The following is a 25,937-nucleotide window of genomic DNA, read 5'->3' as shown; positions in this document are numbered from 1 at the left end:
ATCCCGAAACATCACGGCAAAGCCGGTGAATTCCACTCCGCCCGAATCCACGGCGCATCCCGCAAATCCCCAAACTCCGCCGAATTCGTGCTGTACGCCGGATCCCCGTAATAAAACACATTCGGCGTCTGCGTAAAAGGCGTGGTCCCCGCAAAGCCCACATCATTCGAATAAATCACCCACGGCTGCGTCGTCCCGTTCCCCGCATCCAGCCGCCCGCCATTCTTGCTGATCGCCCCGTTATAGCGAATCTGCACCCCGTCCTCGCCCCCGGTCTTCATGGCATGCGCCCCGCCATCCACCCCGATTTTCGGATGCGTCCCGTCCTTGGCCATTTTCGCCCAGGTCACCATCTGCTCGCCATTGTGCTGGCTGATCGCCACATGCGTCGGTACGCCGTTCTTGACATAGACGTTGTAACGCTCCCAGTCATGTTCATGGTCGTTCAACCAGTCGTTGTCCGCGTAATACAGCCAGTATTGATACACGTCGTAACCGCCCGACTGCACAAAATGGAAATACACCGCCGGACGCTGGTCATTCGGCCCGCGATTGGCCCAGCCCGTGGAACCGGTGCCGGTCACGCTGCCGCCAATCTTGAAACGTATCAGGTTTTCCTTGTTGTGCTCGACATCGGCATCGTAGGGGGTGAAGCGGTAGGCTTGCGGGAAGTTCTGCTCGCCGGTATCAAACCAGTCGGTGCCGTCAAACTGCAGCGTGGCCAGCAGGTCGGCCGGATTGTACAAGGCATGGGCGGCAGGCGCGGACAACAGTCCGGCAGCCAACGCCAAGGAAGCGAGAATGGAACGCATGGAGCCCCCGGGAAATCGTTATAGGTATTTGGTGTTGCCTATTTATAGAGCAATCCTGGGGCAGGGGATTGATGATTGCCGACAGTCCGTCGGCGGGAATTGCCGAATGGGCTCAGTCACCCCAGGAATCCTGGAATTTATGGATCTGTCGCCGTTCCTTCTTGTTCGGCCGGTGATCCGGATACGCCAGATTCTGCGCCTTGCGTTGCTCTGCCTCATGAGCCCGCCGCGCCACGCTTTCCGGCGTTTCCTCATACAGCAGTTGCGCCGTCGTGGCAGGGCCGCGCACCTCACTCAGCGCCTTGACGATCACCGTTTTTTCCTCAAAGCCCTGCCGCACCGTGAATTCCATGCCTATCTTCACTTCCTTGCTGACTTTCACCCGTTGGCCGTCGCAATGCACCTTGCCGCCTTCAATGGCATCCTTGGCCAGTGAGCGGGTGCGGTAGAAGCGGGCGGCCCACAGCCATTTGTCGGCGCGGACGCGGTCATCGGTGTCGGTCATCAAAAACTCCGGTCGTGAGGTGAAATCCCCTGAATCAGTTGGGGTTATACTGAAAAAATACCAGTCAGGGGAAGATGGCATGTTTGCACAAACCGAACTTTTCATCGTTGAAGCCGTGATGTGGCTGAAATTGTGCATCGAACTGATTGGGGCATTGATCATTGCCGCCGGCATCCTGGTGGCGTTGCGGCATCTGATGGCGGAGTGGAGCCGTGGCCGCAGCGCCGGGTTTTCGGTGGTGCGGCTGGAACTTGCGCGCTATTTGGCGCTGGCGCTGGAGTTCCAGCTGGCGGCGGACATCCTGTCCACGGCGGTGGCGCCCAGTTGGCAACAGATCGGCCAATTGGGGGCCATTGCCGTGATCCGGACCGGCCTTAATTTCTTCCTGCAGCGCGAAATGCGCGAGGAGCACGCTTAGTCGTGTGCGGCGTCGGGAGCTTGGTATGGTGATGATCCGGTTGTCGGCTTCAAATCCTTGGCGGTGCGTCCTGGCGGTGGCCTTGTCGCTGCTGCTCGCGGCGTGTGCCGGTAACCCGGTGGTGGTGACCAGGACGGATCCTGCCTCCTGGGGGGCTCTGGCCGTAGTGGCGGAAAGCGCGGAGCCGCAATTGCATTTCGAGGGCTTTGCCCACAGCCGTCCCGAGGGAGCGGCCAAGGCAGGCGGGGTGACGCTGGCCGCTTGTGTGGTGGGGGTGCCGGTGGTGACTGCCTGTCCCGGCTTTTGCGGGCCGGTGATGATGGTGGTGCTGGGTGTCTGTGCGGCGACGGCCGGGGCGGCTACGGTGGGCGGCGGTGTGCTGGCTCCCGGCGGCAAGGCCGTGCGCAAGGCGGAAGGCGGCATGACCGCCGCGCTGGCGCAACGAAGCATTCAGCAGACCCTGCAGCAGCAAGTGGAGACGACGCTGGTTGCCGAGGGGCGGGCCGTGATCACGGTTCCGGAGGAGCAGGCCACGACCGTCGTGGCCGGCAACGATTTCCGGGCGCTGGCGGCTCAGGGCGTTGATCACGTGCTGGTCGTCAGCCTGCGCGAGGCAGGCACCCGGGGGTTCGGTATCAACGCGCCGGTCTACGGCTACATGAACATGCGATTCCGGCTGGTTCGCACCCTTGATAACGTCGAGTTGTTGAATCGTGAGCTGAGGTTCGAAGGTGAGGGGCGCAAGATTCTCGATTGGTCTGCCGACGAGGCCAAACCCTTGCTGGCCATGCTGGAGCGCGGGTATGACACCTTGGCGCATGCCACTGCCGACGAGCTGCTGCATGGCTATCCTTATCCTTCCGATCCGCGCACCATGGCCGGTCTGGGTTCCGTGGCCCGCGGCCTGGCACCGGTCTACCCGCCCACGCGGGGCAGTCTGGGCGAGACACCGTGGGTCGGCTCCGTTTTTGAGTGGACTCAGGTTCGTGACCTGCAACCGGATTTACGCTGGGAAGCCTTTCCCCGCCCCGCTGACCTGACGAAAGCCCCGGAGCTGCAACAGGCCGAAGCGGTCGGTTATGACGTGGTCATTGCCCGGGAGGAAGGGGGGGCACCCGCCGAAATCGTCTACCACCGCGAGAACCTGCCCCTGCCTGAGCATCGCCTGACATCGCCGCTGGCTTCCGACACCCGTTATTTCTGGAGTGTCCGCGCCCGTTTCCGGATGGCCGGGCGGTTGTGGTTGACGCCTTGGAGCGGGGTGTTCCCTTACGGCGTAGTCCAACGTCAGTCAGTTGAAAAGCTGACATCGCCCTCGCGGCTGTCCTTCCGTTTCAGGACCCCGTGACGCGGTTGCGGCCATCACGGGCTTTCTTTGGGATGGACTTTCAGCCCTTCGTCACATCTTCCCCGTACAGCCAGTCCAGTTGACCGGCAAAGAAATCCGGCGCCACCCGGGACACCATCCATAACGGCGAGTAGAGCAGCGCTTGCCCGGCGGTGCTGTGCTGGTGGTAAAGCTTGCCGTTGCGGCGCGACACGGCCTGCACCCGCGTGGCGCGGGGCTTGCGTTTCTCTTCATAGCGGCTCAGGGCGGCGGGGATATCCTGTGCATGCCGCGCCAGTTGTTCAGCCAGCACCCAGGCGTCCTCAATGGCCATCACCGCGCCTTGCGCCATGAACGGCAACATCGGGTGGCAGGCATCGCCAAGAAGGGTCACCCGTCCTTTCGACCAATGGTCCAGCGGCGGTAATTCCCGCAGCGCCCATTTGTAGAACTCGCCATCGCCGCCAGCTTCCATGATCCGTCGCACAATGGGATGCCAGCCGCTGTAATCCCGCAGGATGTCATCTTTACCTCCCAGGCTGGTCCAGCCCTCATAGGGCCAGCCGTTTTCCTCCACCACGCCCACCAGGTTCACCAGTTCGCCGCGCCGCAGGTAGTAGGTGACGACATGCTTGCCCGGCCCCACCCAGACGGTGGCCTTGGGCGGCACCAGGCCCTTGGGCAGGCGCTCGGTGGCCACGGTCATGCGCCAGGCGGACATGCCGCTGAAGTGTCCGTCAGCGATGTCGAACAGTTCCCGTCGCACGACGGAATGCACGCCGTCGGCGCCCACAAGCACATCGCCACGGGCTTGCCCGCCGTCGGTAAAGATCAGGGTGACGCCTTGCTCATCCTGACGCACTTCCTTTACTTCCTTGCCCAAATGCAGGGCGCCGGGCGCATGGCTGTTGACCGCGTCCAGCAGGATGGCTTGCAGGTCGGCGCGGTGCAGATGGTAATAAGGCGCACCATAGCGTTGAACGGTGTCATCAAAAGGCAGCGAGAAAATGACGCGCCCGGTGGTGCCGACGCGCATTTCCCCGGCCTCCGGCCGGAAAGCCATGTGGTGCAGGGCATCGCCCAAGCCCAGCGCATGCAGTACATGCGCCCCGTTCGGGCCAATTTGCAGGCCTGCACCCACTTCTTCCAGATGGTGGGCCCGCTCGTAAAGGCTGACCTCGAAGCCCTGGCGAAGCAGGGTGAGGGCGGCGGTGAGGCCGCCGATGCCGGCGCCGGCGATCAAGACGTGCATGCAAGTTCTCTGGGGATGTCAGTGCTGATGGCTTGAAAGATTACCCTTAATGACCCTCAGGGCATAGTGGGCAGGCCAACTGTTCCATCGGCTGTCTTGTACATGACGCTTCACACAGGTAAGTTAAGGAATCGTAAACAGACGGGGGTGAAAGATGAAACCAGCCAAGCTGCTGGCCTTGCTGCTGGCGCTGCTACTGATTGCCGCCGGAGCCGGGGTGGCGTTGACGTGGGCGCCGGATCGTTCCGTGGCTGAATTGCAGGGTCGTTGGGCCGCGCCGCCCTCGGCGTTCATCAAGGTCATGGATATGGATGTCCATTATCGGGACGAAGGGCCGCGTTCGGACCCCCGCCCGATTGTGCTGTTGCACGGCACCTCGTCCAGCCTGCATACCTGGGACGGCTGGGCCGCCGACCTGTCACAGACCCGGCGCGTCATCCGCTTTGACCTGCCGGGTTTTGGTCTCACCGGTCCAAGCCCTGACGGCATTTACAGCATGGATCGCTATGTTGATTTTGTTACGGCGGTCATGGAAGAGTTGCAAGTCAACCGCTATGTGCTGGGCGGGAATTCGCTGGGTGGGGAAATAGCTTGGGAAGTCGCCGTCGCCAATCCCTCCCGGGTTGAAAAACTGATTCTGGTGGATGCCGGCGGTTATCCGATGACGGGCTCCATGCCCATTGGTTTCAGGATAGCCCAGCTGCCCGGTATCAGCAGTATTTCCAGCTACATGCTGCCCCGGTCCATGATTGAGGCCAGCCTCAAGGATGTCTACGGTGACCCCTCGAAGATTACGCCGGAGCTGGTGGACCGGTATTATGAGCTGACCCTGCGCGCCGGTAACCGCGCGGCCGTCAGTGAGCGCTTTGCGCAGTCCAATGCCGGTCGTGATGCCGATAACATCCGCAAGGTGCAGGAGCCAACACTGATTATCTGGGGGGCCAAGGACAAGCTGATTCCGCCTGAATACGCCGAACGTTTTCGTCAGGATATTCCCGGCAGCTGGGTCGCCATGTTTGATCATCTGGGCCATGTGCCGCAGGAAGAGGATCCGGCGCGGACGCTGGACGCCGTCCGTCAGTTTCTGGACAAGCCTTAGCGCCGTACCGCCGGGATGGGCAGCAGTTCGGCAAAATGGCCAACCGCCACGAACTCCAGCCGTTGGCGGGGCGCCTGCTTGCTGTCGGGTTGCGCAATGGTCAGCAGGTGACCGATGCCATACTGGCGCGCAGCGCGCAGAACGCTTTCACTGTCATCGACAAACAGCGCCCGTTCCGGCGTGAACGGGGCCAGTTGCTGCAGACGGTGCCAGAATTCCTGATGTTCCTTGGGATAACCCAGCTCATGCGAGCTGATGATGCGGCTGAAGAAACCGGCAATTGCCGTATGTTCCAGCTTCAGCGTCAGCGCGTCCGGGTGGGCGTTGGTGATCATCCATACGGCCTTGCCGCTGTCGGCCAGTGCTTGCAGGAACAGGTCGGCGTCGGCGCGGACGGCCAGCAGGTGGCTGATTTCCCGTTTCAGCGCCACGATGTCCAGACCCAGTTCGGCCGACCAGTGATCCAGGCAATACCAGTTCAGGTTGCCGCGCTCCGCCTCCAGTCGCGGGTACAGTTGCAACTTGCTGTCGGCGACAGACAGGCCGTGTTTGCGGGCATAGACTTCCGGCACGAATTCCTGCCAGAAAAAGTTGTCGAAGTGCAGGTCAAGCAGGGTGCCGTCCATGTCGAGCAGCACAGTATCAATCGAGGACCAGTCAATCATGATGAACCGGGAAACCTTGCTGAGGGAAGTGAGGGCCATCGCCGAAGCCGCCGGCCGCGCTATCCTGGCTATTTACCAGGACCCGCAACACTGGGAAGTGCAGCACAAGGCCGACGCCTCGCCGCTGACCGCTGCGGACCTGGCCGCGCATGCACTGATTGTAGAGGAACTGGCCGCCCTGACGCCAACCATTCCGGTACTGTCGGAGGAGGCGGAAGCTGACCCCCTGAGACGGAGTTGGCCACTGTTGTGGGTGGTGGACCCGTTGGACGGCACCCGCGAATTCGTCTCCCGCACCAATGACTTCACGGTCAACATTGCGCTGGTGGAAGGCCATGAGCCGGTGCTGGGTGTGATGCATGCCCCGGTCTATAACCTGAGCTACGTGGCGGCGCGGGGGCTGGGGGCTTGGCGTTTTGTCAATGGCGTCGGCGAACGGATTGGCGTCGTTGCCTTGCCGGTCATTCCGCGCGTGCTGCTGAGCCGCCATCATCAAAGCGGCGCCGAGGCCGCCATGCTTGACGCCATCGCCCGTCATTTCGGTGACTGCCAGGCCTTGCAGGTAGGCAGCGCCTTCAAGATGTGCCGCATTGCCGAAGGCGCGGCCGATATTTATCCACGTTTCGGCCCCACCATGGAATGGGACACCGCCGCCGGTCAGATATTGCTGGAGGAAGCGGGCGGACAGCTGACGGGGCATGACGGCCAGCCCTTGCTTTACAACGCCCGTGACACGCTGGTGAATCCGCCGTTCCTGGTGGTGGGGGAGCGGGCGCGGCTGGAGGAAATACTGGCGTTGCTGCCCAAGGGCTAGTCGCGCCGGAACCACCCGGCCATGCTGAGACGCAGGCGGTCGGCCGGCAGCACTTCATGCGGTATGTCGTGACTGGTGAACAGCAGCAGCGTGCCGCCTTGGGGCGCCAGTGTCATGACTTCTTCATCCCGGGCGTTCCAGACCCGGATCTCGCCGCCCGCACCGTCAGGCCATGCCGGGTTCAGGTAGCAGACTGCCGTGATGACGCGGGCGTCGTTGTCGCGGTGGCGGTCCACATGCCGTTTGTAGAAGCTGCCGGGCAGGTAATGGGCATAGTGGGTTTCAAACTGACGCAGTCCCAGATACAGTTCCCGGTTCAGGATCGCTTGCAGATCCGCCATACGTTGCAGGTAACGCCCGCCGGCCGGGAAGTCCGGCTGCAGCCAGCAAATGCTGTCACCGCGAATGCCGGTATTGTGCTGCTGCCCCGCAGCGCGGCCGATGGCGGCGGCATGGAAATGACCCTCTTCGTGCCTTTGCAGGCATTCATCGTGCAGTAACTTCAACATTGGCGGTGAAAGAAAGTCCGGAATTACGGCATAATGGCGCTGCGCCAGTGATTCCACGGCTTCCGTGAAGTCGGTTTCTGGCCAGTCCGTTTGAGAGATTTGCATGAATTACCGCCATCATTATCATGCCGGCAACTTTGCCGACGTGATGAAACATATTTTGCTGATCGGGTTGCTGCAAGGCATGCAGCGCAAGGATGCCCCGTTCTGCTACATCGACACGCATGCCGGATGCGGCTGGTACAACCTGGCTTCCGCCCCCGCGCAGAAGACCGGGGAGTATAAACAAGGCGTGCGCAAGCTGCAGCCCCACAAGAACAACCCGGAATGGGTGAAGTTGTGGTTCTCGCAACTGGAACTGCTGCGCAAGGAACAGAACAGCAAGGGCTTTTATGGCGGTTCGCCGTGGTTTGCACTGCAAATGATGCGTCCGCAGGACCGCATGGCGCTCATGGAATTCCACCCGGTGGACGCCGAAAAACTGCGTGACAACTTCGGGCGTTACCCCAATGTCGCCGTGCATCACCGTGACGCCTATGAAGGCATTACGGCGTTGATTCCGCCCAAGGAAAAGCGCGGCCTGGTCTTCATTGATCCTCCCTATGAGGAAGAGCGTCAGGATTTCCCGCAACTGGTGGAGTTGCTGGTCAAGGCCTACACCAAATGGCCGACCGGCGTGTACGTATTGTGGTATCCGGTCAAGGATCGCGCCATGATCGAACGTTTCCACAAGAAGATGTGGAAGACCGGCATTCCCCGCCAACTGGCGTGTGAACTGTGCGTGATGCCGGACGATAACAGCCTGGGTCTCAACGGCACCGGCATGCTGATCATTAATCCGCCCTGGCAGTTTGCCGAGGAAGCCGACAAGGTGCTGCAATGGATGTTGCCGCAACTGGCCGAACACCCCATGGCCAAGGCGACGGTGACGTGGATTGCCGGTGAATAATCGTTAGCGCATAAAAAACGGGCGACATTAATGTCGCCCGTTTTTTATGGAATGACGCCGGAGCCTCAGGCCAGCCGGGCCACCCGTTCCAGTTCCATCAGTGAATCTTCCAGATAGGTCAGCAGGCGCTGCATGGAGGGCAGGGCCTTCCGGCAGGCAATCAGACCGAATTCCAGCGTATCCACATAACTGGTCATGGTGATGTTCAGAGCCATGCCGTCCAGCACAATCGACACCGGGTACAGGCCCGAGAGCTTGGCGCCGTGCCAGTACTTTGGCGCCTGCGGTCCGGGCACGTTGGAAATGACCAGGTTGCAGGCCTGCCATTTCGGAGCGATGCCGGTAATCAGGTTGGCGCCGGAGATGCTGTAGATCATGGCGCTGTAGTTCATGATCTCGGCCTGGCTCATGCGCTGCAGACGGTCCTTCGAATTCTTCATGGTGCGGCGGATTACCGCCAGACGATCGGCGGCTTCCGGCAAGTCGGTGGCCAGATTCGCCAGCAGCATGCTGATCTGGTTGCCGCCCTCGCTGTCGTCACGACGCAGCGATACCGGCACCATGGCGATCAAGGGCTTCTCCGGCAGGGCATTCAGCTCCTGCATGTAGGTGCGCAATGCACCGGCGCACATGGCCAGCACCACATCATTGATGGTGCAGCCCGTGGTCTTGCTGACGGCCTTGATGCGGTTCAGGTCATAGGACTGCGCGGCAAACCGCCGTGAGCCGCTGACGCGCTGGTTGAGGATGGAGCGCGGCGCCTGGAATACCGACACATATTCCGGGTCGTGGTGGTACGAGGAGCGGATCGCCTTGGCCAGTTCCCGCGACACGGTGGGGATGGTGGAAACCTGGTCGCGCAAGGTATTCATGATGTTGGCGAATACGCTGATCGGGTTGTTGCTTTCTTCCTTCTGAGTGCGCTTGCGGCGGGAAACCGCCCACAAGGGAGTGTCTGTTTTTTCTTCAGGAGTATCAGCCAGCATCTGCTGGGCAATGCGCATGCCTGCCACACCGTCCACCATGGAGTGGTGCACCTTGAAGTACAGCGCGAAACGATTGCCTTCAATGCCTTCAATCAGGTGGCATTCCCACAGCGGCTTGGCGCGGTCGAGCAGGGCGCTGTGCTGTTGCGAGACATAAGCCAGCAACTCGCGGATACGCCCCGGTTCGGGCAGGGCGATGTGGCGGAAATGGTGCTCCAGGTCGAATTCGTCATCTTCCGCCCAGAACATGCCTTGCAGGTGCTGGTTGAAGGGGCGTACCGGCGGCGTCAGCTGACGCATCTTTTCAGCCACTTCGTGGACGAATGACTCCGGATCGGCATCTTCGGGGATGTCGAACAGCATCAGCCCTCCCACGTGCATGGGTTGTTGACGTCGTTCCAACCACAGGAACAGCTGGTCGATGGGACCTAGTGCGCGCATGAAATTCTCCCTGTTGTCCGATTATTCTATGCGGCGTAGCGTAGAACTTTTATCACAGGCTTGTCTAACCATTTTGACCGTTGCTGGTGCGGTAAGGCGGGTTTTTACCGGGTGCCGCAATTTGCTCATTCCCCCCGGTGGTGGGGATTGTTTTCGGGAAATGGACTATTTACTCTCTCCATTATCCAGAAGCATGTCCAAGAAGGATTTATGATATGAGCGCTTTTCTTTCCGGCCGGTGGGTGCTGGCCCATCTGTTTGCCGCCCTGGTTCTGACCGGCTGCAATTCCAATGACGACGACGGATCAATCCCCGGTGGCGCAACCCTGAAAACCCTGAAGGTTACTCCGTCATTGGGACGCATCAGCAACGCCCGGGTGGTGCTGCGCAATGCCGCCAACCGCAATGGTCCGGTGCTGGGTGATCTGCCGCTGGTGGCCGGCAGCGCGAGTTTTAATGTTCCGGCGGGTGTGAGCGCTGTCGTGGCTGAAGTGGTGCCCGAGGCGGTCGGCAATGTCCGCTATTTTGATGAGGCCGTGGGCCATGATGTGGATGTGGTCATCAACGCCGCCAACCGGAATACGCCGCTGCTGCGGGCGGCGGCGGCGCTGAGTGCCGGGAGCTCCGTGCTTGGGGTGACGGCGATGACCGAAGCCGCGCTGCGACTGGCCGAACAGTCCGCCGGGGGGGCGGGAGCCAACCTGACCCCGGCGCTGATTGCACCGGCGCGCGCCACCATCCAGTCGGTTTTCGGCATACCGAATATCTTCCTGCCGCCCGTGCTGGTTGATGAAACGGCTGATCTTGCCGCCCTTGGCACTTCCGATGCCGGGCAGTATGCCTTGCGTCTGGCGGCACTGGCTGAAATCGCCCAGGCGCAACTGGGGGCAGGAGAGGCCAATCCGGCGCTGCGCATGGCGCAGGCACTTGCAGCGGATCTGGCCGATGGCAATATCAACGGCTCTGGTGTGACCGGCGACCTGCCCTATGATACTGCCACGTTTGCCTCCCAGTTTCAGGCTCAGGCTCTTGCGCTGGTGCAAGATCTACTGAATTCAGCAGCAACAGGGGGATTTGATCAGGTCAAGCTCAATGCCTTGCTGACGTTCCTGCAGGCCAATCCATTGTCACTTAACCTGACTCCGGGTGGAGGCGGTGGTGGTGGCGGAGTTGGGGGTTGCGGTCAAATGCCAGCGCTGGCCTACAGCGACCTGACATCCTTCGGCGGAAATTACAGTGTCGACATCAAGCAGGACGATAATGCCATTCCTCCCAATGTCACCTTGGTGAAGACCGCCAGCCTGAAACTGACTGTGGGCCTTGCCCAGGCGACGGTGGAACTGGATGGTCAAATTGCGAATGTCCTTTCTGTTTGCCGGAACGGCCCCACCAATGACAATGTGCTGGTCAATCTCGACAAGGGCGGTGCGCATGTCGATTTCAACCGTTCCGGAGCCGAGAAAACCACCAATGGTGTTGATTTCACGGCGCCGGTCGGAACGTTCCGGTACTTCGCCTCGACACCTGTCCAGGGCGGAGGCGGGAATGGCGTTTGTGCGGGTAATGTCACCGCCACGCCCAATGCCGGCAAGGATGCGGTAGCGCTGTCTTGGCCTGCCGTGGCGGGCGCGACCGCCTATCGTATCGCGCGCCCCACGGCAAAAATCGGTTCTACTGATATTCCGTTGACCCAGTTCATTCCCAGTCAGGCCGCCACCACCTACAACGACGGCAACAACATCGTTTCCGGCGGAACCTACACCTATGAAATCACTGCGGACGGCGCGGCCTGCAAATTCCCGCAAGTGACGGTGGAGGTGGGCAATCCGGTGGCGTCGATCGGAAACTTCACCCAGCGCCGTCTGGGCAGCGGCAGCTCCTCCTGGGACGTAGAAGGGATTAACGGGCTGGTGGTTGCCAACGGCGCTCCTGCCAGCGCCAAGTCAACAGATGGCGGCGTTACCTGGACTGCCGTGCCGCTGAAAGTGAACGGACAGGATGTTTCCTTCGATCGCGCCAGTTTGGCGACCGACGGCGCCCGCCTGCTGGGCGTGGCACCGCTGTTCTTTGGTGAAGTGACCAATGGCTCATGGGTGACCAAGGCCATCACGCCGCCGGACTTGCAGGCGCTGCCGCCTGGAGTGAGCGGTGCGCCCCCCGTCTATTACAAGGCGATCGAATACACCGGCGGTCGCTGGATTGTTGTCGGGGAGTACAAGGAAACGGCGGGCGCCTTCAAGTCCTTCATTGCCAGTTCGGCCGATGGCGACAGCTGGAATATCCATACCTTTGAGGGCAACAACAATTCCGGACAGTGGGCGATTGCTTCCAAGGGAGGGAAGTGGCTGGTGTTTCTGGAGGGCAATGCCCGAAATGCCCTGATCTCCAGCGATGGCGGCGTGACCTGGGCCTCAAATGCGCCAGTCATTAACGCCTTCCTGAACGACGGCATTGTTTCACTGGGCGGCTATTACTTCATGGCGGCGGGCAGTTCGGTCCAACGTTCGGTGGACGGCATCACCTGGACGGCCGTGAATGACATCCGTGACAGCAAGTGTTCCTCAGCGCCCACCCGGCTGACGGTGCTCAACGGTCTGATGTACGGATTCTGCGGTGATCGTGTGGTGGCTTCGGGCGACGGTCGCGCCTGGGGGCTGGTCAGCGGCCCTATCAATGGCGCAGCCAGTAACGCCCTCGGCCAGGCCATAACCCGGGTTGGCAACAACTGGGTGGTCACCGGCACGCTCAGCAATCAGTGGCTGATTTCTTCAACCGGCAACTGAGCTTGAAGGCAAACAACAAGGGCGGCCCTCGGGCCGCCCTTGTTGTTTTATCGGGGGTAATGTTAGCAACGCGGCAGCAGCAAGGGCTGCAAGAACCGTCCGGTATGCGAATCCGGGTTGGCTGCCACTTGTTCCGGTGTACCCACTGCAATGATCTGCCCGCCGCCGCTGCCGCCTTCCGGTCCCAGGTCCACCACCCAGTCGGCGGTCTTGATCACATCCAGGTTGTGTTCAATCACCACAATGGTGTTGCCATGGCTGCGCAGCTCTGCCAGCACCGCCAGCAGTTGGGCAATATCATGGAAATGCAGGCCGGTGGTGGGCTCGTCGAGGATATAGATGGTCTTGCCGGTGTCGCGCTTGGCCAGCTCCCGTGACAGCTTCACCCGCTGCGCCTCACCGCCGGAAAGCGTGGTGGCGGCCTGGCCCAGCGTAATGTAGCTGAGGCCGACGTCAATCAGGGTCTGCAGTTTGCGGGCAATGGAGGGCAGGGCGTCGAAGAAGGCGCGGGCCTCTTCCACAGTCATGTTCAGTACTTCCGAGATGTTCTTGCCCTTGAAGCGGATTTCCAGGGTTTCACGGTTGTAACGCTGGCCCTTGCAGATGTCGCAAGGCACATAGACATCCGGCAGGAAGTGCATGGCGACTTTGATCACGCCATCGCCTTCACAGGCTTCGCAGCGGCCGCCTTTGACGTTGAACGAGAAGCGCCCGGCGTTGTAGCCGCGTGAACGTGCTTCAGGCGTGCCGGAAAACAGTTCGCGGATGGGAGTGAACAGGCCGGTATAAGTGGCTGGATTGGAACGGGGCGTGCGGCCGATGGGACTCTGGTCGATGTCCACCACCTTGTCCAGATGTTCCATGCCGTGAATGCTGTCGAAGGGTTCCGGCGTCAGTGTGGTGGCTCCGTTCAGTTCCCGCGCCACCAGCGGATACAGCGTGCCGTTGATCAGCGTGGACTTGCCGGAGCCGGAGACGCCGGTGATGCAGGTCATCAGGCCCAGCGGGATTTCCAGTGTCACGTTCTGCAGGTTGTTGCCGCGCGCGCCTGCCAGCCGCAGCAGGCGGTCCGGGGTGTGGGCGCGGCGCTCGGCGGGCACGGCGATACCCTGTTTGCCGGACAGGTACTGCCCGGTCAGGGAGCGCGGACAGTCCAGAATATCCTGCAATGAACCGGCCGCCACCACTTCGCCGCCATGCACGCCGGCGCCGGGACCGATATCCACTATGTAGTCGGCCGCGCGGATGGCGTCTTCATCATGCTCCACCACCAGCACGGTGTTGCCGAGGTCGCGCAGGCGCTGCAGGGTGCCCAGCAGGCGCTCGTTGTCGCGCTGGTGCAGGCCGATTGACGGCTCATCCAGCACGTACATCACGCCCATCAGCCCCGCACCGATCTGCGACGCCAGCCGGATGCGTTGCGCCTCGCCGCCGGACAGCGTTTCCGCCGAGCGGTCCAGCGACAGGTAGTCCAGCCCGACGCTGACCAGGAAGTGCAGGCGTTCGCGGATTTCCTTGAGGATCTTGTCGGCGATCTCGCCTTTCTGGCCGGAAAGGGTCAAATCGTTGAAATAGGCGCTGGCCCCGAGAATGGGCAACTTCACCACGGCGGGCAAGGTGCTGTCAGCCACGCGCACGCAGCGGGCTTCCGGGCGCAGCCGCGAGCCTTCGCAGGCGGCGCAGGCGCTGTGCACCAGGTACTGTGACAGCTCTTCGCGCACCGCCGGCGATTCCGTTTCCTTATAGCGGCGCTCCAGGTGCGGCAGCACGCCTTCAAACGGCTGCTCACGGGTGCGGCGGTTGCCTCGCTCATCGGTCAGAACAAAGGCGATTTTCTGGCGGCCGGAGCCGTTCAGCACCACCTTGCGGAAGGTTTCAGGCAGGAGTTCCCACGGGTCATCCAGACTGATGTTGAAATGCTGCGCCACGGCGGAGAGCTGGTTGAAGTAATAGGGGTGCATCTTGTCCCAGCCGCGAATCACGCCCTGCGACAACGTCAGTTCCGGATGATGAATCAACGTGTCGGCGGAAAAGTGTGACTTCTGGCCCAGGCCATCGCACTCCGGGCAGGCGCCCGCCGGGTTGTTGAAGGAGAACAGCCGGGGCTCCAGGTCGGGCACGGCATAGCCGCAAACCGCACAGGTGTGCTTGGCCGAGAACAGCAGGCCGTCGCGGTCGCCGTCCATGAACGCCACCAGCGCCAGTCCGTCCGCCAGCCGCAGTGCGGTTTCAAACGATTCGGCCAGTCGCAGCCCCAGGTCCGGGCGCACCTTGAAGCGGTCCACGACCGCTTCGATGGTGTGCTTCTTGTTCTTCTCCAGAGCCGGGGCGTCGTCCAGGTCCACCACCAGCCCGTCAATACGGGCGCGCACAAAGCCCTGGCCGCGCAAGCCTTCCAGGATATGCAGGTGCTCGCCCTTGCGGTCCTGCACCACCGGCGCCAGCAGCATCAGCGCCGTACCTTCTGGCAGCGCCAGCACCGTGTCCACCATCTGGCTGATGGTCTGGGCTTCCAGCGGCAACTGGTGGTCAGGGCAATACGGGGTGCCGACCCGGGCGTAAAGCAGGCGCAGGTAGTCGTAGATTTCGGTAATGGTGCCGACGGTGGAGCGCGGGTTGTGTGATGTTGACTTCTGCTCAATGGCAATGGCCGGCGACAGGCCTTCAATGGAATCGACATCCGGCTTTTGCATAAGCGACAGAAATTGTCGCGCATACGCGGAAAGGGATTCCACATAGCGCCGTTGTCCTTCAGCATAGAGGGTATCGAAGGCGAGGGAAGACTTGCCCGAACCGGAAAGGCCGGTGATGACCACCAGCTTGTCGCGAGGAATTTCCAGGTCGACGTTTTTCAGGTTGTGGGTGCGTGCGCCGCGGATACGGATGGTGTTCATGCTGGGCCTGTCGGGGTGGGTGCGGGCGAGGTGTCGGGGACTCTCGCCGGGAGACGCAGAGTATATGCAAAACTTTTCCCCGTATGTAGAGAACGACAGCTTTGCCTGCGGGAGTATAATGCCGCCCTTCCTGCGTTGGTGTTCGGATTTTAGTAATGACTGGTATGACAAAAGCTGAACGGCGGGCCACTTCCGCCCTGGCGAGCCTTTTCGCATTGCGAATGCTCGGCCTGTTCATGATCATTCCTGTTTTTGCCCTTTATGGCGGAGAGCTGGACGGCGCCACTCCGGCCCTGATCGGCCTGGCCATTGGCGTTTACGGCTTGGCCCAGGCGGTTCTCCAGATCCCGATGGGCATGCTGGCCGATCGGTTTGACCGCAAACGGCTGATCTTCCTGGGATTGGTGCTGTTTGCCGCCGGCGGGGCGGTGGCGGCGGTGTCCACCAGCATCTGGGGTGTCATCGCCGGTCGCGCCATCCAGGGGGCGGGAGCCATTTCCGCCGTGGTGATGGCTTTGCTGGCTGATCTCACCCGCGAGGAGAACCGGACCAAGGCCATGGCCAGCATCGGGCTCAGTATCGGGCTGTCCTTTGCGGTCGCCTTCATTGTCGGCCCCCTGGTGGCGGGGTATTTCGGTTTGGCGGGTCTGTTCTGGGCGACCTCGTTGCTGGCGGTGACCGGGATGGGGTTGCTGCTGACTGTGCCGCACCCGTCGGTGGCCATTCCCCAGAATCCCGAAGGCTGGCGTCTGCAATTGCTGAAAGTGCTGCGTCACGGTGAGTTGATGCGGTTGAATGCCGGAATTTTCATTCTGCATCTGGTAATGACCGCCTGTTTTGTGCTGGTGCCGCATTTGCTGCGTGATAATGCCGGAATTCCGGCGGCGCATCATGGCTGGGTGTATCTGCCGGTGGTATTGGGTGGTTTTGTGCTGGCGGTTCCGGCGATTATCGTGGCCGAGAAAAAAAGGCGCATCAAGGAAGTATTTGCGGCGGGTATTGTGCTGCTGGCGATGGGTTTGGCGGTAATGGCTGTCGAATACCAGTCATTTTACGGGTTGGTGGCAGGGCTGGTTTTGTTTTTTATCGCCTTCAATCTGCAGGAGGCTTTATTGCCGTCACTGTTGAGCAAAATGGCTCCGGTCGGCAGCAAGGCCACGGCGATGGGTGTCTATTCCAGCGCCCAGTTTCTGGGGGCGTTCTGCGGCGGGATTTCGGGCGGCTTGTTGTGGCAGGAAATCCATGCCGGGCATCTTGGCTATACCGGAGCCTGCCTGCTGCTGGCGCTGGTGACGCTGGTGTGGCTGGGAGTGGCGCTGGGCATGCGGCAGCCCCGTTTCCTGCACAGCATGACGTTGTCCGTGCCGGACTGCTCCAGTGAAGAAGGGCGCGACATGGCGCGGCGCTTGCTGTCGGTGCCGGGGGTGGAGGAGGCGGTGGTCATTGCCGGACAAAGGCTGGCGTATCTCAAGGTGGACCGGGAGCGTCTGGATGCCGGCCTGCTGCGGGATTTGATTCCCGGAGCGGTAGCAGTCTAGCGGAATTTCCGCTAAATTCACCGCTCGAATTTTCATGGACTATAGAAGGAAGAAGCAACATGCGCGGAGTTAACAAAGTCATTCTGGTCGGTAACGTGGGACGGGACCCGGAAGTGCGTAGCTTTGCCGGCGGTGGCGGCACGCTGACCACGGTTTCGCTGGCGACCAGCGAGCAATGGAAGGACAAGAATACCGGGCAAATGACCGAGCAGACCGAATGGCACCGGGTGGTTTTTTATGGCCGCCTGGCTGAAATTGCCGCTGAATATGTGCGCAAGGGCAGCAAGGTTTATGTGGAAGGCTCATTGCATACCCGCAAATGGCAGGACAAGGCAACCGGGCAGGACCGGTATTCCACCGAAATCAAGGCGCAGTCCATGCAGTTACTGGATGGACGCTCCGGTGGTGGCGGTGGCGGCGGCCAACCTTCCGCGCCTGAAGGCGATTATGGTTACGGCCAGGACGATTATCAGCAGTCCTCCCGCCCCGCACGCCCGGCGGCTCCGGCCAATAATAAACCGGCTGCACCGTCGGCAAATTCCGATTTTGATGACGATCTCCCGTTTTAAGTATTTAACCGCCAAGCATTTTATTTTATGCTTGGCGCGTTTTGGGATTTTCTGTTCATATCCCCCATTAAAACGATAGAAGAGGAACACGCATGAAACCCGATCTGAGCCAGTTGACCATTGCCGAATTGAATGCCGTCATTGCAGAAGCGGAACAGCTGATCTCCGCCCGCAAGGACGAAGAGCTGCAGAAAACCTATCAGGAATTTGCCGAAAGGGCCCGTGCGCTCGGCATGAGCATGGATCAAATTCTGGCTGTCGGAGCCAAGGGTTCCCGTGGCAAGGCGGCGCCTGCCGGCGAGAAAAAGCCGGTCGCCATCCGTTACCGCAATTCCGCCAACCCGTCCGAAACTTGGACCGGGCGCGGCAAGCAGCCCCGTTGGCTGGTTGCCCGGCTGGCCGGCGGCGCCAAGCTTGAGGATTTCCTCGTCTAACACCGGGAAACACCTCCGCATCGCTTTAAACCCCTGTCCGCAGGGGTTTTTTGTTGGCGTTTTCTTGCAGGGACTTGCCAGCCTATTCGGACTGTGTGACATTCAAAAGCTGTTGCCGGTGCATTTTCCCGGCGTGTGGTTTTTTTGCGAAATACCCTATGTCCAGAAAAAAAACAAAAGAAGACCAAGAGTCCCGCGCCTACAGCTGGGCATTGCTGGCCACGCTCATCCTGCTGGTTTCATTGATAGCGCAGACGCCTTCACGTGTGCTCGCGCATTTTCTGCCACCGGCCGCAAAACCCATGGTGCTGTCCTGGGGCGGTACGGTCTGGTCCGGACAGGTCAACTGGCAATACCATAACCTGCAGGGGCAGTCCCGCTGGCGTCTGGACCCCTCGGCGTGGCTGCGGCTGTCGCTGGGGGTGAAATGGGAACTGCTGACCTCCGGGAGCAGCATCAGCGGTCGGGCCTCGACCGGCTTTGGCAAGTGGTCGGTGAGCAAGGTGCAGGGGTCTCTGTCCGGCAATGATTTGAAGGGCATCATGCCGAACTGGGATATTCCCGGCGGCAGTCCGCTGAGCATCAAGTCCCTGGAGTTGCTGCGCAAGGGGCAGTCCTGGCAAGGGTCGGCCGCACGGCTTGAATGGCAAGGCGGCAACATGCAATATCAAATGGAAGGGCAGAAGCAGGCCATGGCCTTGCCGCCGGTGGCTCTGGAGATGCGGGGGCAGGAAGGGCGGCTGCAGCTGGAGTTGAGCGAGCAGGCTGGCGGCGCAGCCTTGGCTACATTCGTGCTGAATGGTGATATGCTCGAATCCCGTTTGCGGCAGCGGCTGCTGATGTACGCGGCCGGCTACCGGGGCGTGGCCGAGCCCGATGCCTTTGTGGTGACGGCTTCGCAGCCGTTGAGCGGTCTATAAGAATAATGGCATTATCGACGGATAATAATTTGTGGGTTTCTTCGTGAATAATCCTTTATGGGCTTGGGTCGCAGCCCGCAACCGACAGATGGCGCAGGCGTTGATGCTGCTGGCCGTGCTCTGGTTCGGCTGGCGGATGGCCGGAGCCCTGTGGCTGCTGACCGGGCAGGATCATGCCGCCCTCAAGCCTCCGGCGGCGGTGGTGCAGGTCGGGGACGCCTTGCCCGAGGTGGATACGGCGCGGCTGGCCGGATTCGCCATCTTCAGGGCGCCTGCCGCCAAGGCTCCGGCCGGGGATGCCGCCAACGCTCCGGATACCGCCCTGCAACTGCGCCTGGACGGGGTGTTTGCCAGCAGTGACAGCCGCCGCTCCGGCGCCATCATCTCCGAGCAGAATCAGGGTATGGGCAAACTCTATGCAACCGGCCAGCCTGTTCCCGGCGGCGCGACGCTGGAGGCAGTCTATCCTGACCGGGTGGTCCTTTCCCGTAACGGCAGCACCGAAGTCCTTCGTTTCATCAAGACCAACCTGCTGGGTGGCGATGCTCCCCCGGCGCCTGCGGCGGCCATGAACAGCCCTGACAACGGCGGCAAGGCCCGCGCCATGCTGTCCAGCGCCATTGAGCGGCTGGCCAGTGAGCCGGGAGCCTATCTGTCGGAAATGGGTCTGGCCAGCACCGGGGAAGGCTATGAGATCACCGAGGCTGCGCCGGCCAACATCCGCCGCAGCTTGGGCCTCAAGGCCGGTGACCGCATTGTCCGTCTTAACGGCCAGTCGCTGGGGAATCCGCAATTGGACAGGCAGTTGCTGGAGCAGGTCAAGCAGAGCGGTCATGTGCGTGTCGAATTCCGTCGCGGCAGTCAAAATCTAACCATTGAGCAGAATTTCTAATCATGAAGGCGCGCAAAACCCTTGTAGCTTTAGGTCTCTGGATGGCCATCAGCGGTGCAGCCGCCGCCAAAACCTGGAAGGTCAACCTCAAGGAGGCCGACATTTCCGCCCTGGTGACCGAAGTGGCGGAAATTACCGGCAAGAATTTCATTGTCGACCCCCGGGTCAAGGGCAATATCACGGTCATTTCCAGCAAGGCCCTGACCGCCGACCAGGTTTATGATTTGTTCCTGGGGGTGCTGAGCGTCAATGGATTTGCCGCCGTGCCGTCGGGTAATGCCATCAAACTGGTGCCCGATGTCAACGCCAAGCAGAATGCCGTTCCCTTCGACCTGCGCCAGAAGCTCAAGGGCGAGGCGCTGGTGACGCGTGTCATCATGTTGGACAACACCAGCGCCAATGAGCTGGTGCCGGTGATCCGCCCCTTGCTGCCGCAATTTGCGCATTTGGCGGCCATTAACGGCGCCAACGCGCTGATCATCTCCGATCACGCCAACAATATCGAGGAAATCGAAAACCTGATCCGATCGCTGGACGGCGGTGATGGTGACGAGCTGGAGGTGTTGCCGCTCAAGGAAGTGCGGGCCGAAGACCTGATGACCATGATCGACACCCTGACTGCGACATCCGCCAGCAAGGAAATGCGCGGCAGCCGGGTTCGTATCCTGGCCGACACCCGCAGCAACCGCTTGCTGGTCAAGGGAGACGCCAAGGCGCGCAAACGCATCCGTGATCTGGTGGCCCAGCTGGACAAGCCGCCCGCCGAGCGCCTGAGCGGTGTACGGGTATTCCGCCTGAAACACGCCAGCGCCAAGCAAACGGCGGAAGTGCTGCGCAGTCTTGTGTCCGGTGAAGGCGCCCGCAGTAGCGCAGCGGGTTCGGCGCCAGCCGGTGGCGCCCAGTCTTCTACCGTATCCGCCGGCGGCGTCAACCTGATCGCCGATGAGGCGCAGAACGCGCTGGTGGTCCGGGCCGACCCGGCGCTGATGCGTGAGCTGGAACAGGTGATCGGTCAGCTGGACCAACGCCGTTCACAAGTGCTGATCCAGGCGGCCATTGTCGAGGTTTCCGGTGAGAACGCCGACCAGTTGGGCGTGCAATGGGCCTTCGGCGATCCGTCCAAAGGGGTGGGCCTGATCAACTTCAACAATGCCGGCACCAGCATTGCCAGTGTGGCCGCCGCCGCCGCCCAGAACAAGCCGGAGCTGGCGGGCAGCCCCTCCGGTGCGCTGATCGGGATCGGTCAGTCGAAGGTTAACAGCAGTGGCGACCGCACCTTCTACGGCGCCCTGATCCAGGCGCTGAATACAATCAGCAATGCCAACCTGTTGTCCACGCCCAGTATCATGACGCTGGATAACCAGGAGGCAAAAATTGTCGTCGGCCAGAATGTGCCGTTCATTACCGGCTCCAGCACCACCGGCGGCTCCGGAGTCAGCAACCCGTTCACCACTATTGAGCGTCAGGATGTGGGCATCACGCTGAAAGTGATTCCGCATATTGGTGAAGGCGGGGCGGTGCGGCTGGAAGTGGAGCAGGAAGTGTCGTCGGTCGTGCCAAGCGTGGCCGGGGTCAACTCCGCCGACCTGATTACCAACAAGCGTTCCATCAAGACCACTATTCTGGCGGACGATGGCCAGACCATTGTTCTGGGCGGATTGATTCAGGATGATAGTAAACTTTCGGTAAGTGAAGTTCCCCTATTGGGAAAAGTACCTGTTTTAGGTTATCTTTTCCGCTCAAAGAGTAATAGTAAAACCAAGCGCAATCTGCTTGTCTTCCTGCAACCGCAAATTTTGCGGGATGGTGAGAGCGCGCTGGCGATCAGCACCAAAAAATATGACCTGACGCGCGGATTGCAATTGCGTGTCGGAACTCGCGGCGAGCTGATGCAGCTGCCGGAATCCATCAACCAGGTTTACCAGGGTTCTGCCCCGGCCAAGCCCTGAAGTGTAATGTAGGGAAGAGACCAGCCATGTTAAAGATCCAGTTTCTCGATCGTCGCCAGCCGGCCTTCTGGCTGGTAGATCCCCGCCTCACCATCGGTCGTGACAAGAGCAACGGCCTCGTCATCAATGATGAAGGAGTCAGCGTGTTTCATGCCGAACTCCAGCAGGAGGACGGCAAGCTGTTCCTGCGGGATGCAGGCAGCGTCAATGGCACTTTCCTGAACGATCAGCCGGTCAGCCAGCGAGTGGAAGTCCATGTCGGCGATGTGATTCGACTGCATTTGGTGGAGCTTCAAGTGATAGACCCCACCAAGGCCCCTCCCGAAAATGCTCCAGTGGTGAAGCGCGAGGCCCCGGCCAAGGCTGCTCCCTTGTGGCAGGTGAAGGCGACCACCGGGGTGATTTCCGGACGCATGTTCCCGATTGAAGGCACCAAGGTTATCGGTCGCGATCCGCATTGCGATATCGTGGTGGGCGGCGCGCACGTTTCCCGCCGCCATGCCGAGTTCTCGGTGCGCGGCGGTGCGCTGTGGGTGAAGGATCTGGGCTCTTCCAACGGCTCATTCATCAACGGCAAGAAGCACGACGAATTTCAGCTGAAGAACGGCGACGAAGTCAAATTCGACGCCATGGTGTTCAAGGTGGTAGGTCCTGCCGAGCCGGTGGTGACGACGGATTTCGAGGAAGAAGCCGAACGTACCCAGTTCCGTCCGGTGGCCGGTGCGGCAAAGGCCGCTCCTGCATCCTCCCCGGCGCCGAAGCCGCATGCCCCTGAACCACAGCATGCCCCCCGGCCCTCGTCTGCGCCGACACCCGTACCAGACAACTCGCGTTCAGTGACGCCGCCGCCGATGCCCCAGCATCAGCATCAGCCGCAGTCCACCCAGTCTCCTGAACAACCGAAGAGCAGTGTTGGTGTGATAGTGACGGTGATCCTGATCGTAATCGGGGTGCTAGCTGCTCTCTTCCTGCTGTAAACCAATGACGTTGTACGAGAAAGGCAGGCCTTACGGCCTGCCTTTTTTTTCACTGCTGGCGGCCAGCCAGTAACAGACAGCCTGCATGAAACGGATGGCTTCCGCTCCGGTCAAGGCACGATGATCAAAGCTCAGGGATAAAGGTAAGTAACGCACTTGCTTTGCTTTGCCGCGCCGGTTCAGCCGATATTCCTCCCGAATCTTGCCTGCGCCAAGAATGACGACCTGCGGTGGCACCACCAGCGGTGTGGCATAGCGGCCGCCCAGACTGCCGTAACTGGAGAGGCTTAGAGTGGCGCCACGGCTGTCACCGGCATTCAGCTGCTGCGTTCGCGCCTTGGTCGAAAGCACTCTCAGGCCATGCTGGATTTGTCGTAAATCCAGAAGGTCAGCATCGTGCAAAACCGGCACCACCAGACCATAATCGGTATCCACGGCCAGACCCAGTTGTACGTGCTCATGCCGTAACAAGGTTTCCTGCTGCATCCAGGAGTTGGCTTCCGGTACATCCTTGCAAGCCCGGCACAAGGAGTGCACCAGTTTCGGTAATAGCGGACGGTAGTCCGGTCCCAGAGGAGCTTCATCAAATACCGTAACTTGGACTACCTCGCGGTGGGCGGCGGACAGTTGCCGGCTCATTTGCAAACGGGTTCCGGTCAGCGGTGCGGCGTCGGTGGAGGTCAGCAGGGCAGGCGCGACGATTTTTGTGTACGATAATGCCGGTTGAGCCGTCAATTGTTGCCGCGCCCGGCGTTTTTCATCTGCTGAGTACCGCTGCGTCCCGGTTAGCAATAGCCGGTCCTGTTGTTCAGGCGCCGTTGTATCCAGACTACCGACGACACTTCCCCGGTCAGCCGCCTTGACGCATGCGCCATCCTTGGACGCCGGTTCACGGTTACTGTAAGCAAACAGGGGCTGTCCCACGGCAACGGTGTCACCGGTCACGGCTAGCCGGCGGTCAAGCACAAGATCATAGGGTGATGGAATTTCGACAACCGACTTGGCGGTTTCAACCGCCAGCATCGGTCGGCCCTGAGCCACAAATTCTCCCGCCGCCGCCATCCATTCCGTAATCACAGCTTCCTTCAAGCCTTCGCCCAAGTCGGGTAGTAAAAAAGTCTTCATCGGCCTGCCTCCCGGGTTTGCCGAACCGCCTGAATGATGTCGCTGACTTGAGGCAAATAGGATTGCTCTAGACGGGCGTATGGCACAATGATGTCCGGCGCTGTGACCCGCCGGATAGGGGCACGCAGGGCGTGAAAAGCGGCCTCACTCAGGCGGGCGCTCAGTTCACTGGCCAATCCGCCACTTCGCACCGCTTCCTGCACAATCACGCAATGTCCGGTCAGCGCCACCGAGGTCAGCAGGTTATCCATGTCCAGCGGCTTTAGCGAAATCACATCAATCACCTCACAATCGATGCCTTCCGCGGCCAGTTATCGGCGGCCAGCAGGCAGTCCTGCACCATGGCCCCCCAGCTGATCAGGGTGATATCGGCGCCGGGACGCCAGATCAGGCATTCATCCAGCGGCAGTCCCTGTCCATCATCAATAACATCTTCCTTCAGGCTGCGGTACAGCCGTTCCGGCTCCAGCACAATCACCGGGTCGGGATCACGAATGGCGGAGAGCAGCAGGCCGTAAGCCGTGCGGGGTGATGAGGCCGCCACGACCTTCAGGCCGGGAATGTGGGTCAGCAGCGCCTCGGTGCTTTCAGAGTGGTGTTCCGGGGCGCGGATGCCCGCACCAAAGGGCATCCGCAGCGTCAGCGGGCAACTCAGGCGTCCGCGCGTGCGGTTGCGGAAGCGGGCGGCATGGGAAATCAGATGTTCCATCGCGGCGTAAATAAAGCCCATGAACTGGATTTCCGCCACCGGCCGCAAGCCCTGGCTGCTCATGCCCACAGCCAGTCCGGCAATCAGGCTTTCGGCCAGCGGGGTATCCAGCACCCGACGCGGGCCGAAGCGTTCCCGTAAACCGACGGTGGCGCGGAAGACTCCGCCATTCCGTCCGACATCCTCGCCCAGAATCACAACGCGTTCGTCTTCTTCCAGCGCCCGCGCCAGCGCCAGGTCAATGGCCTCGACAAGAGTCATTTTCATGAGGCGGCTCTCCGCGCCAGCCAATCGGACTTTTGTCGTGACAGATCTTCGGGCATTGCGGCGTAAAGGTAGTCAAACATGTCTTCCGGACGGGAGGGCGGCAGAGCGAGGTAACTATCAACTTCGGCAGCGATTTCACGATTCAGCTCTGCTTCCATGGCCTGCTGACTGCTTTCGTCCCAGCCGCATTCGTGTTCCAGCAGACGGCGGAAACGCAGCAACGGCTCCAGCGCGGCGGCGGCATCGCGGGCGGCCGGGTCGGCATAGCGGCTCATGTCGTCGGCGGTGGTGTGGTCGCAAAGACGGTAGGTTACAGCCTCCACCAGCGTTGGCCCTTTGCCGGTGCGGGCGCGTTGCAGGGCTTCCTCCAGTACGGCGGCCATGGCAAAGAAATCGTTGCCGTCCACCCGGACACCGGGAATGCCGAAGGCCACCGCCTTTTGCGCCAGCGTCGCGGCGGCGGTCTGCTGGCTGAGCGGCACCGAAATGGCCCATTGATTGTTGTTGATCACCAACACCAGCGGCAGATGCCACACGCCCGCCAGATTCAGCGCTTCATAAAAATCCCCGCGTGAACTGGCGCCGTCGCCGCAAGTCGTGAGTACGGCCTGAGGTAGGTGCCGCAGCTTCAGCGCGGTCGCGACGCCGGCGGCGTGGGTGATTTGTGTGGCGATGGGAATGCACCAGCTCAGGTCGTGCGGCGGGCCGTCATGAGCGCCCCATTCATCCCCGCCCCAGAAACGCAGAATGGACTGCATGTGCACGCCGCGCCGCAGTTGCGCGGCCTGGTCGCGGTAGTAAGGAACCAGGATGTCATCGGGATGCATACGGAAGCCGATGGCGGCGCTGATGGCCTCCTGACCCAGGCAGCTGGCATAGGTGCCAAGCTGGCCGGTGCGTTGCAGCGCAACAGCGCGGCGGTCGAAGAGGCGGGTGCGCCAGAGATGGGTGTAGGCCTCCAGCCACAAGGCCTGGTCGGCCAGGAAGTCGGGCAATGCAGCGGTCAGTCGGCCGGAGGCATCCAGCAGGCAGTGCAGGGGAAAATCCGGGGTGACCTCGCGGATGAAGGACATGACCGACGCCTCAAGGAATTATGGGAACCT

General features: G+C 61.1%; 24 protein-coding genes. 13 read left to right on the top strand and 11 right to left on the bottom strand.

Annotated elements, in window-relative coordinates; translation table 11 throughout:
* Nucleotides 1-11 precede the first annotated feature (11 nt).
* Nucleotides 12-812, bottom strand: coding sequence for an NPP1 family protein (locus Q7T36_RS14210; protein ID WP_304849921.1), 801 nt, complete (start codon nucleotides 810-812; stop codon nucleotides 12-14).
* A gap of 112 nt (nucleotides 813-924) precedes the next feature.
* Complete coding sequence (locus Q7T36_RS14205) at nucleotides 925-1,317, bottom strand: RNA-binding S4 domain-containing protein (protein ID WP_304849918.1); 393 nt, start codon at nucleotides 1,315-1,317, stop codon at nucleotides 925-927.
* 79 nt (nucleotides 1,318-1,396) lie between these two features.
* On the opposite strand from Q7T36_RS14205, the gene Q7T36_RS14200 reads away from it, so the two are divergent.
* Together Q7T36_RS14200 and Q7T36_RS14195 are read left to right on the top strand one after the other, a co-directional pair.
* A complete protein-coding gene (locus tag Q7T36_RS14200) occupies nucleotides 1,397-1,735 on the top strand; it encodes a DUF1622 domain-containing protein (protein ID WP_304849915.1) in 339 nt (112 codons plus the stop codon).
* A gap of 25 nt (nucleotides 1,736-1,760) precedes the next feature.
* Nucleotides 1,761-3,083: a hypothetical protein gene (locus Q7T36_RS14195; protein WP_304849913.1), complete on the top strand. Its 1,323-nt coding sequence runs from the start codon at nucleotides 1,761-1,763 to the stop codon at nucleotides 3,081-3,083.
* Nucleotides 3,084-3,123: 40 nt separating this feature from the next.
* Here the strand turns inward: Q7T36_RS14195 and Q7T36_RS14190 are convergent, their stop codons facing one another.
* The gene (locus Q7T36_RS14190; protein WP_304849910.1) at nucleotides 3,124-4,314 is read right to left on the bottom strand and encodes an FAD-dependent monooxygenase; all 1,191 of its coding nucleotides are present in this window, start codon (nucleotides 4,312-4,314) and stop codon (nucleotides 3,124-3,126) included.
* Nucleotides 4,315-4,468: 154 nt separating this feature from the next.
* Between Q7T36_RS14190 and Q7T36_RS14185 the strand changes: the two genes are divergently transcribed.
* On the top strand, nucleotides 4,469-5,413 hold the full coding sequence (locus Q7T36_RS14185; protein ID WP_304849907.1) for an alpha/beta fold hydrolase: 945 nt from the start codon (nucleotides 4,469-4,471) through the stop codon (nucleotides 5,411-5,413).
* On the opposite strand, the gene yrfG is transcribed toward Q7T36_RS14185, so the two are convergent.
* A complete protein-coding gene (gene yrfG / locus Q7T36_RS14180; protein WP_304849904.1) occupies nucleotides 5,410-6,078 on the bottom strand; it encodes a GMP/IMP nucleotidase in 669 nt (222 codons plus the stop codon). The two genes, Q7T36_RS14185 and yrfG, sit on opposite strands and share 4 nt — an antisense overlap.
* Here yrfG and cysQ point away from each other — a divergent pair.
* Nucleotides 6,077-6,892: a 3'(2'),5'-bisphosphate nucleotidase CysQ gene (gene cysQ / locus Q7T36_RS14175; RefSeq protein ID WP_304849901.1), complete on the top strand. Its 816-nt coding sequence runs from the start codon at nucleotides 6,077-6,079 to the stop codon at nucleotides 6,890-6,892. The two genes, yrfG and cysQ, sit on opposite strands and share 2 nt — an antisense overlap.
* On the opposite strand, the gene Q7T36_RS14170 is transcribed toward cysQ, so the two are convergent.
* Complete coding sequence (locus tag Q7T36_RS14170; protein WP_304849898.1) at nucleotides 6,889-7,506, bottom strand: 2OG-Fe(II) oxygenase; 618 nt, start codon at nucleotides 7,504-7,506, stop codon at nucleotides 6,889-6,891. The genes cysQ and Q7T36_RS14170 overlap by 4 nt on opposite strands.
* Here Q7T36_RS14170 and Q7T36_RS14165 point away from each other — a divergent pair.
* Entirely contained in the window at nucleotides 7,505-8,350 is an 846-nt protein-coding gene (locus Q7T36_RS14165; protein ID WP_304849895.1) for a 23S rRNA (adenine(2030)-N(6))-methyltransferase RlmJ, read from the top strand. The genes Q7T36_RS14170 and Q7T36_RS14165 overlap by 2 nt on opposite strands.
* 65 nt (nucleotides 8,351-8,415) lie before the next feature.
* Here the strand turns inward: Q7T36_RS14165 and Q7T36_RS14160 are convergent, their stop codons facing one another.
* Complete coding sequence (locus Q7T36_RS14160) at nucleotides 8,416-9,777, bottom strand: wax ester/triacylglycerol synthase family O-acyltransferase (RefSeq protein ID WP_304849890.1); 1,362 nt, start codon at nucleotides 9,775-9,777, stop codon at nucleotides 8,416-8,418.
* 215 nt (nucleotides 9,778-9,992) lie between these two features.
* Here Q7T36_RS14160 and Q7T36_RS14155 point away from each other — a divergent pair, with 215 nt between their 5' ends.
* A complete protein-coding gene (locus tag Q7T36_RS14155) occupies nucleotides 9,993-12,560 on the top strand; it encodes a sialidase family protein (protein WP_304849887.1) in 2,568 nt (855 codons plus the stop codon).
* Nucleotides 12,561-12,622: 62 nt separating this feature from the next.
* Here Q7T36_RS14155 and uvrA read toward each other — a convergent pair whose 3' ends face one another.
* A complete protein-coding gene (uvrA, locus tag Q7T36_RS14150; RefSeq protein ID WP_304849884.1) occupies nucleotides 12,623-15,454 on the bottom strand; it encodes an excinuclease ABC subunit UvrA in 2,832 nt (943 codons plus the stop codon).
* A gap of 164 nt (nucleotides 15,455-15,618) precedes the next feature.
* On the opposite strand from uvrA, the gene Q7T36_RS14145 reads away from it, so the two are divergent.
* The 7 genes from Q7T36_RS14145 (at nucleotide 15,619) to Q7T36_RS14115 (ending at nucleotide 22,733) form a co-directional block, all read left to right on the top strand.
* The gene (locus tag Q7T36_RS14145) at nucleotides 15,619-16,992 is read left to right on the top strand and encodes an MFS transporter (RefSeq protein WP_304850322.1); all 1,374 of its coding nucleotides are present in this window, start codon (nucleotides 15,619-15,621) and stop codon (nucleotides 16,990-16,992) included.
* Nucleotides 16,993-17,051: 59 nt separating this feature from the next.
* Nucleotides 17,052-17,561: a single-stranded DNA-binding protein gene (gene ssb, locus Q7T36_RS14140; protein WP_304849881.1), complete on the top strand. Its 510-nt coding sequence runs from the start codon at nucleotides 17,052-17,054 to the stop codon at nucleotides 17,559-17,561.
* Nucleotides 17,562-17,653: 92 nt separating this feature from the next.
* A complete protein-coding gene (locus tag Q7T36_RS14135) occupies nucleotides 17,654-17,995 on the top strand; it encodes an H-NS histone family protein (RefSeq protein WP_304849878.1) in 342 nt (113 codons plus the stop codon).
* Between the two features lie 158 nt (nucleotides 17,996-18,153).
* Nucleotides 18,154-18,915 carry a type II secretion system protein N gene (gene gspN, locus Q7T36_RS14130; protein WP_304849875.1) on the top strand — a complete coding sequence of 254 codons (762 nt, stop codon included), beginning with the start codon at nucleotides 18,154-18,156 and terminating at the stop codon, nucleotides 18,913-18,915.
* 43 nt (nucleotides 18,916-18,958) lie between these two features.
* Nucleotides 18,959-19,807 carry a type II secretion system protein N gene (locus Q7T36_RS14125; protein ID WP_304849871.1) on the top strand — a complete coding sequence of 283 codons (849 nt, stop codon included), beginning with the start codon at nucleotides 18,959-18,961 and terminating at the stop codon, nucleotides 19,805-19,807.
* A 2-nt stretch (nucleotides 19,808-19,809) separates the two neighbouring features.
* On the top strand, nucleotides 19,810-21,756 hold the full coding sequence (gene gspD / locus Q7T36_RS14120; RefSeq protein ID WP_304849868.1) for a type II secretion system secretin GspD: 1,947 nt from the start codon (nucleotides 19,810-19,812) through the stop codon (nucleotides 21,754-21,756).
* A 26-nt stretch (nucleotides 21,757-21,782) separates the two neighbouring features.
* Nucleotides 21,783-22,733, top strand: a complete 951-nt coding sequence (locus tag Q7T36_RS14115; RefSeq protein ID WP_304849865.1) for an FHA domain-containing protein — start codon at nucleotides 21,783-21,785, stop codon at nucleotides 22,731-22,733.
* A gap of 30 nt (nucleotides 22,734-22,763) precedes the next feature.
* On the opposite strand, the gene Q7T36_RS14110 is transcribed toward Q7T36_RS14115, so the two are convergent.
* Genes Q7T36_RS14110 through pdhA form a run of 4 tightly spaced genes read right to left on the bottom strand, consistent with a single transcriptional unit; the run spans nucleotide 22,764 to nucleotide 25,907 of the window.
* Nucleotides 22,764-23,858, bottom strand: coding sequence for a dihydrolipoamide acetyltransferase family protein (locus Q7T36_RS14110; RefSeq protein WP_304849862.1), 1,095 nt, complete (start codon nucleotides 23,856-23,858; stop codon nucleotides 22,764-22,766).
* Entirely contained in the window at nucleotides 23,855-24,133 is a 279-nt protein-coding gene (locus tag Q7T36_RS14105) for a transketolase C-terminal domain-containing protein (RefSeq protein WP_304849859.1), read from the bottom strand. Before Q7T36_RS14105 ends, Q7T36_RS14110 begins: the two co-directional genes overlap by 4 nt.
* Before the next feature lie 5 nt (nucleotides 24,134-24,138).
* Nucleotides 24,139-24,834: an alpha-ketoacid dehydrogenase subunit beta gene (locus Q7T36_RS14100; RefSeq protein ID WP_304849856.1), complete on the bottom strand. Its 696-nt coding sequence runs from the start codon at nucleotides 24,832-24,834 to the stop codon at nucleotides 24,139-24,141.
* The gene (pdhA, locus tag Q7T36_RS14095; RefSeq protein WP_304849853.1) at nucleotides 24,831-25,907 is read right to left on the bottom strand and encodes a pyruvate dehydrogenase (acetyl-transferring) E1 component subunit alpha; all 1,077 of its coding nucleotides are present in this window, start codon (nucleotides 25,905-25,907) and stop codon (nucleotides 24,831-24,833) included. The genes Q7T36_RS14100 and pdhA overlap by 4 nt, the downstream gene beginning before the upstream one ends.
* Nucleotides 25,908-25,937: the final 30 nt, after the last annotated feature.

The sequence above is a fragment of the Fluviicoccus sp. genome (assembly GCF_030646115.1).
Lineage (GTDB): Bacteria > Pseudomonadota > Gammaproteobacteria > Pseudomonadales > Moraxellaceae > Fluviicoccus.
The sequence above is the reverse complement of the archived record's forward strand: the minus strand, read 5'-3'. Positions and strand labels throughout refer to the sequence as shown.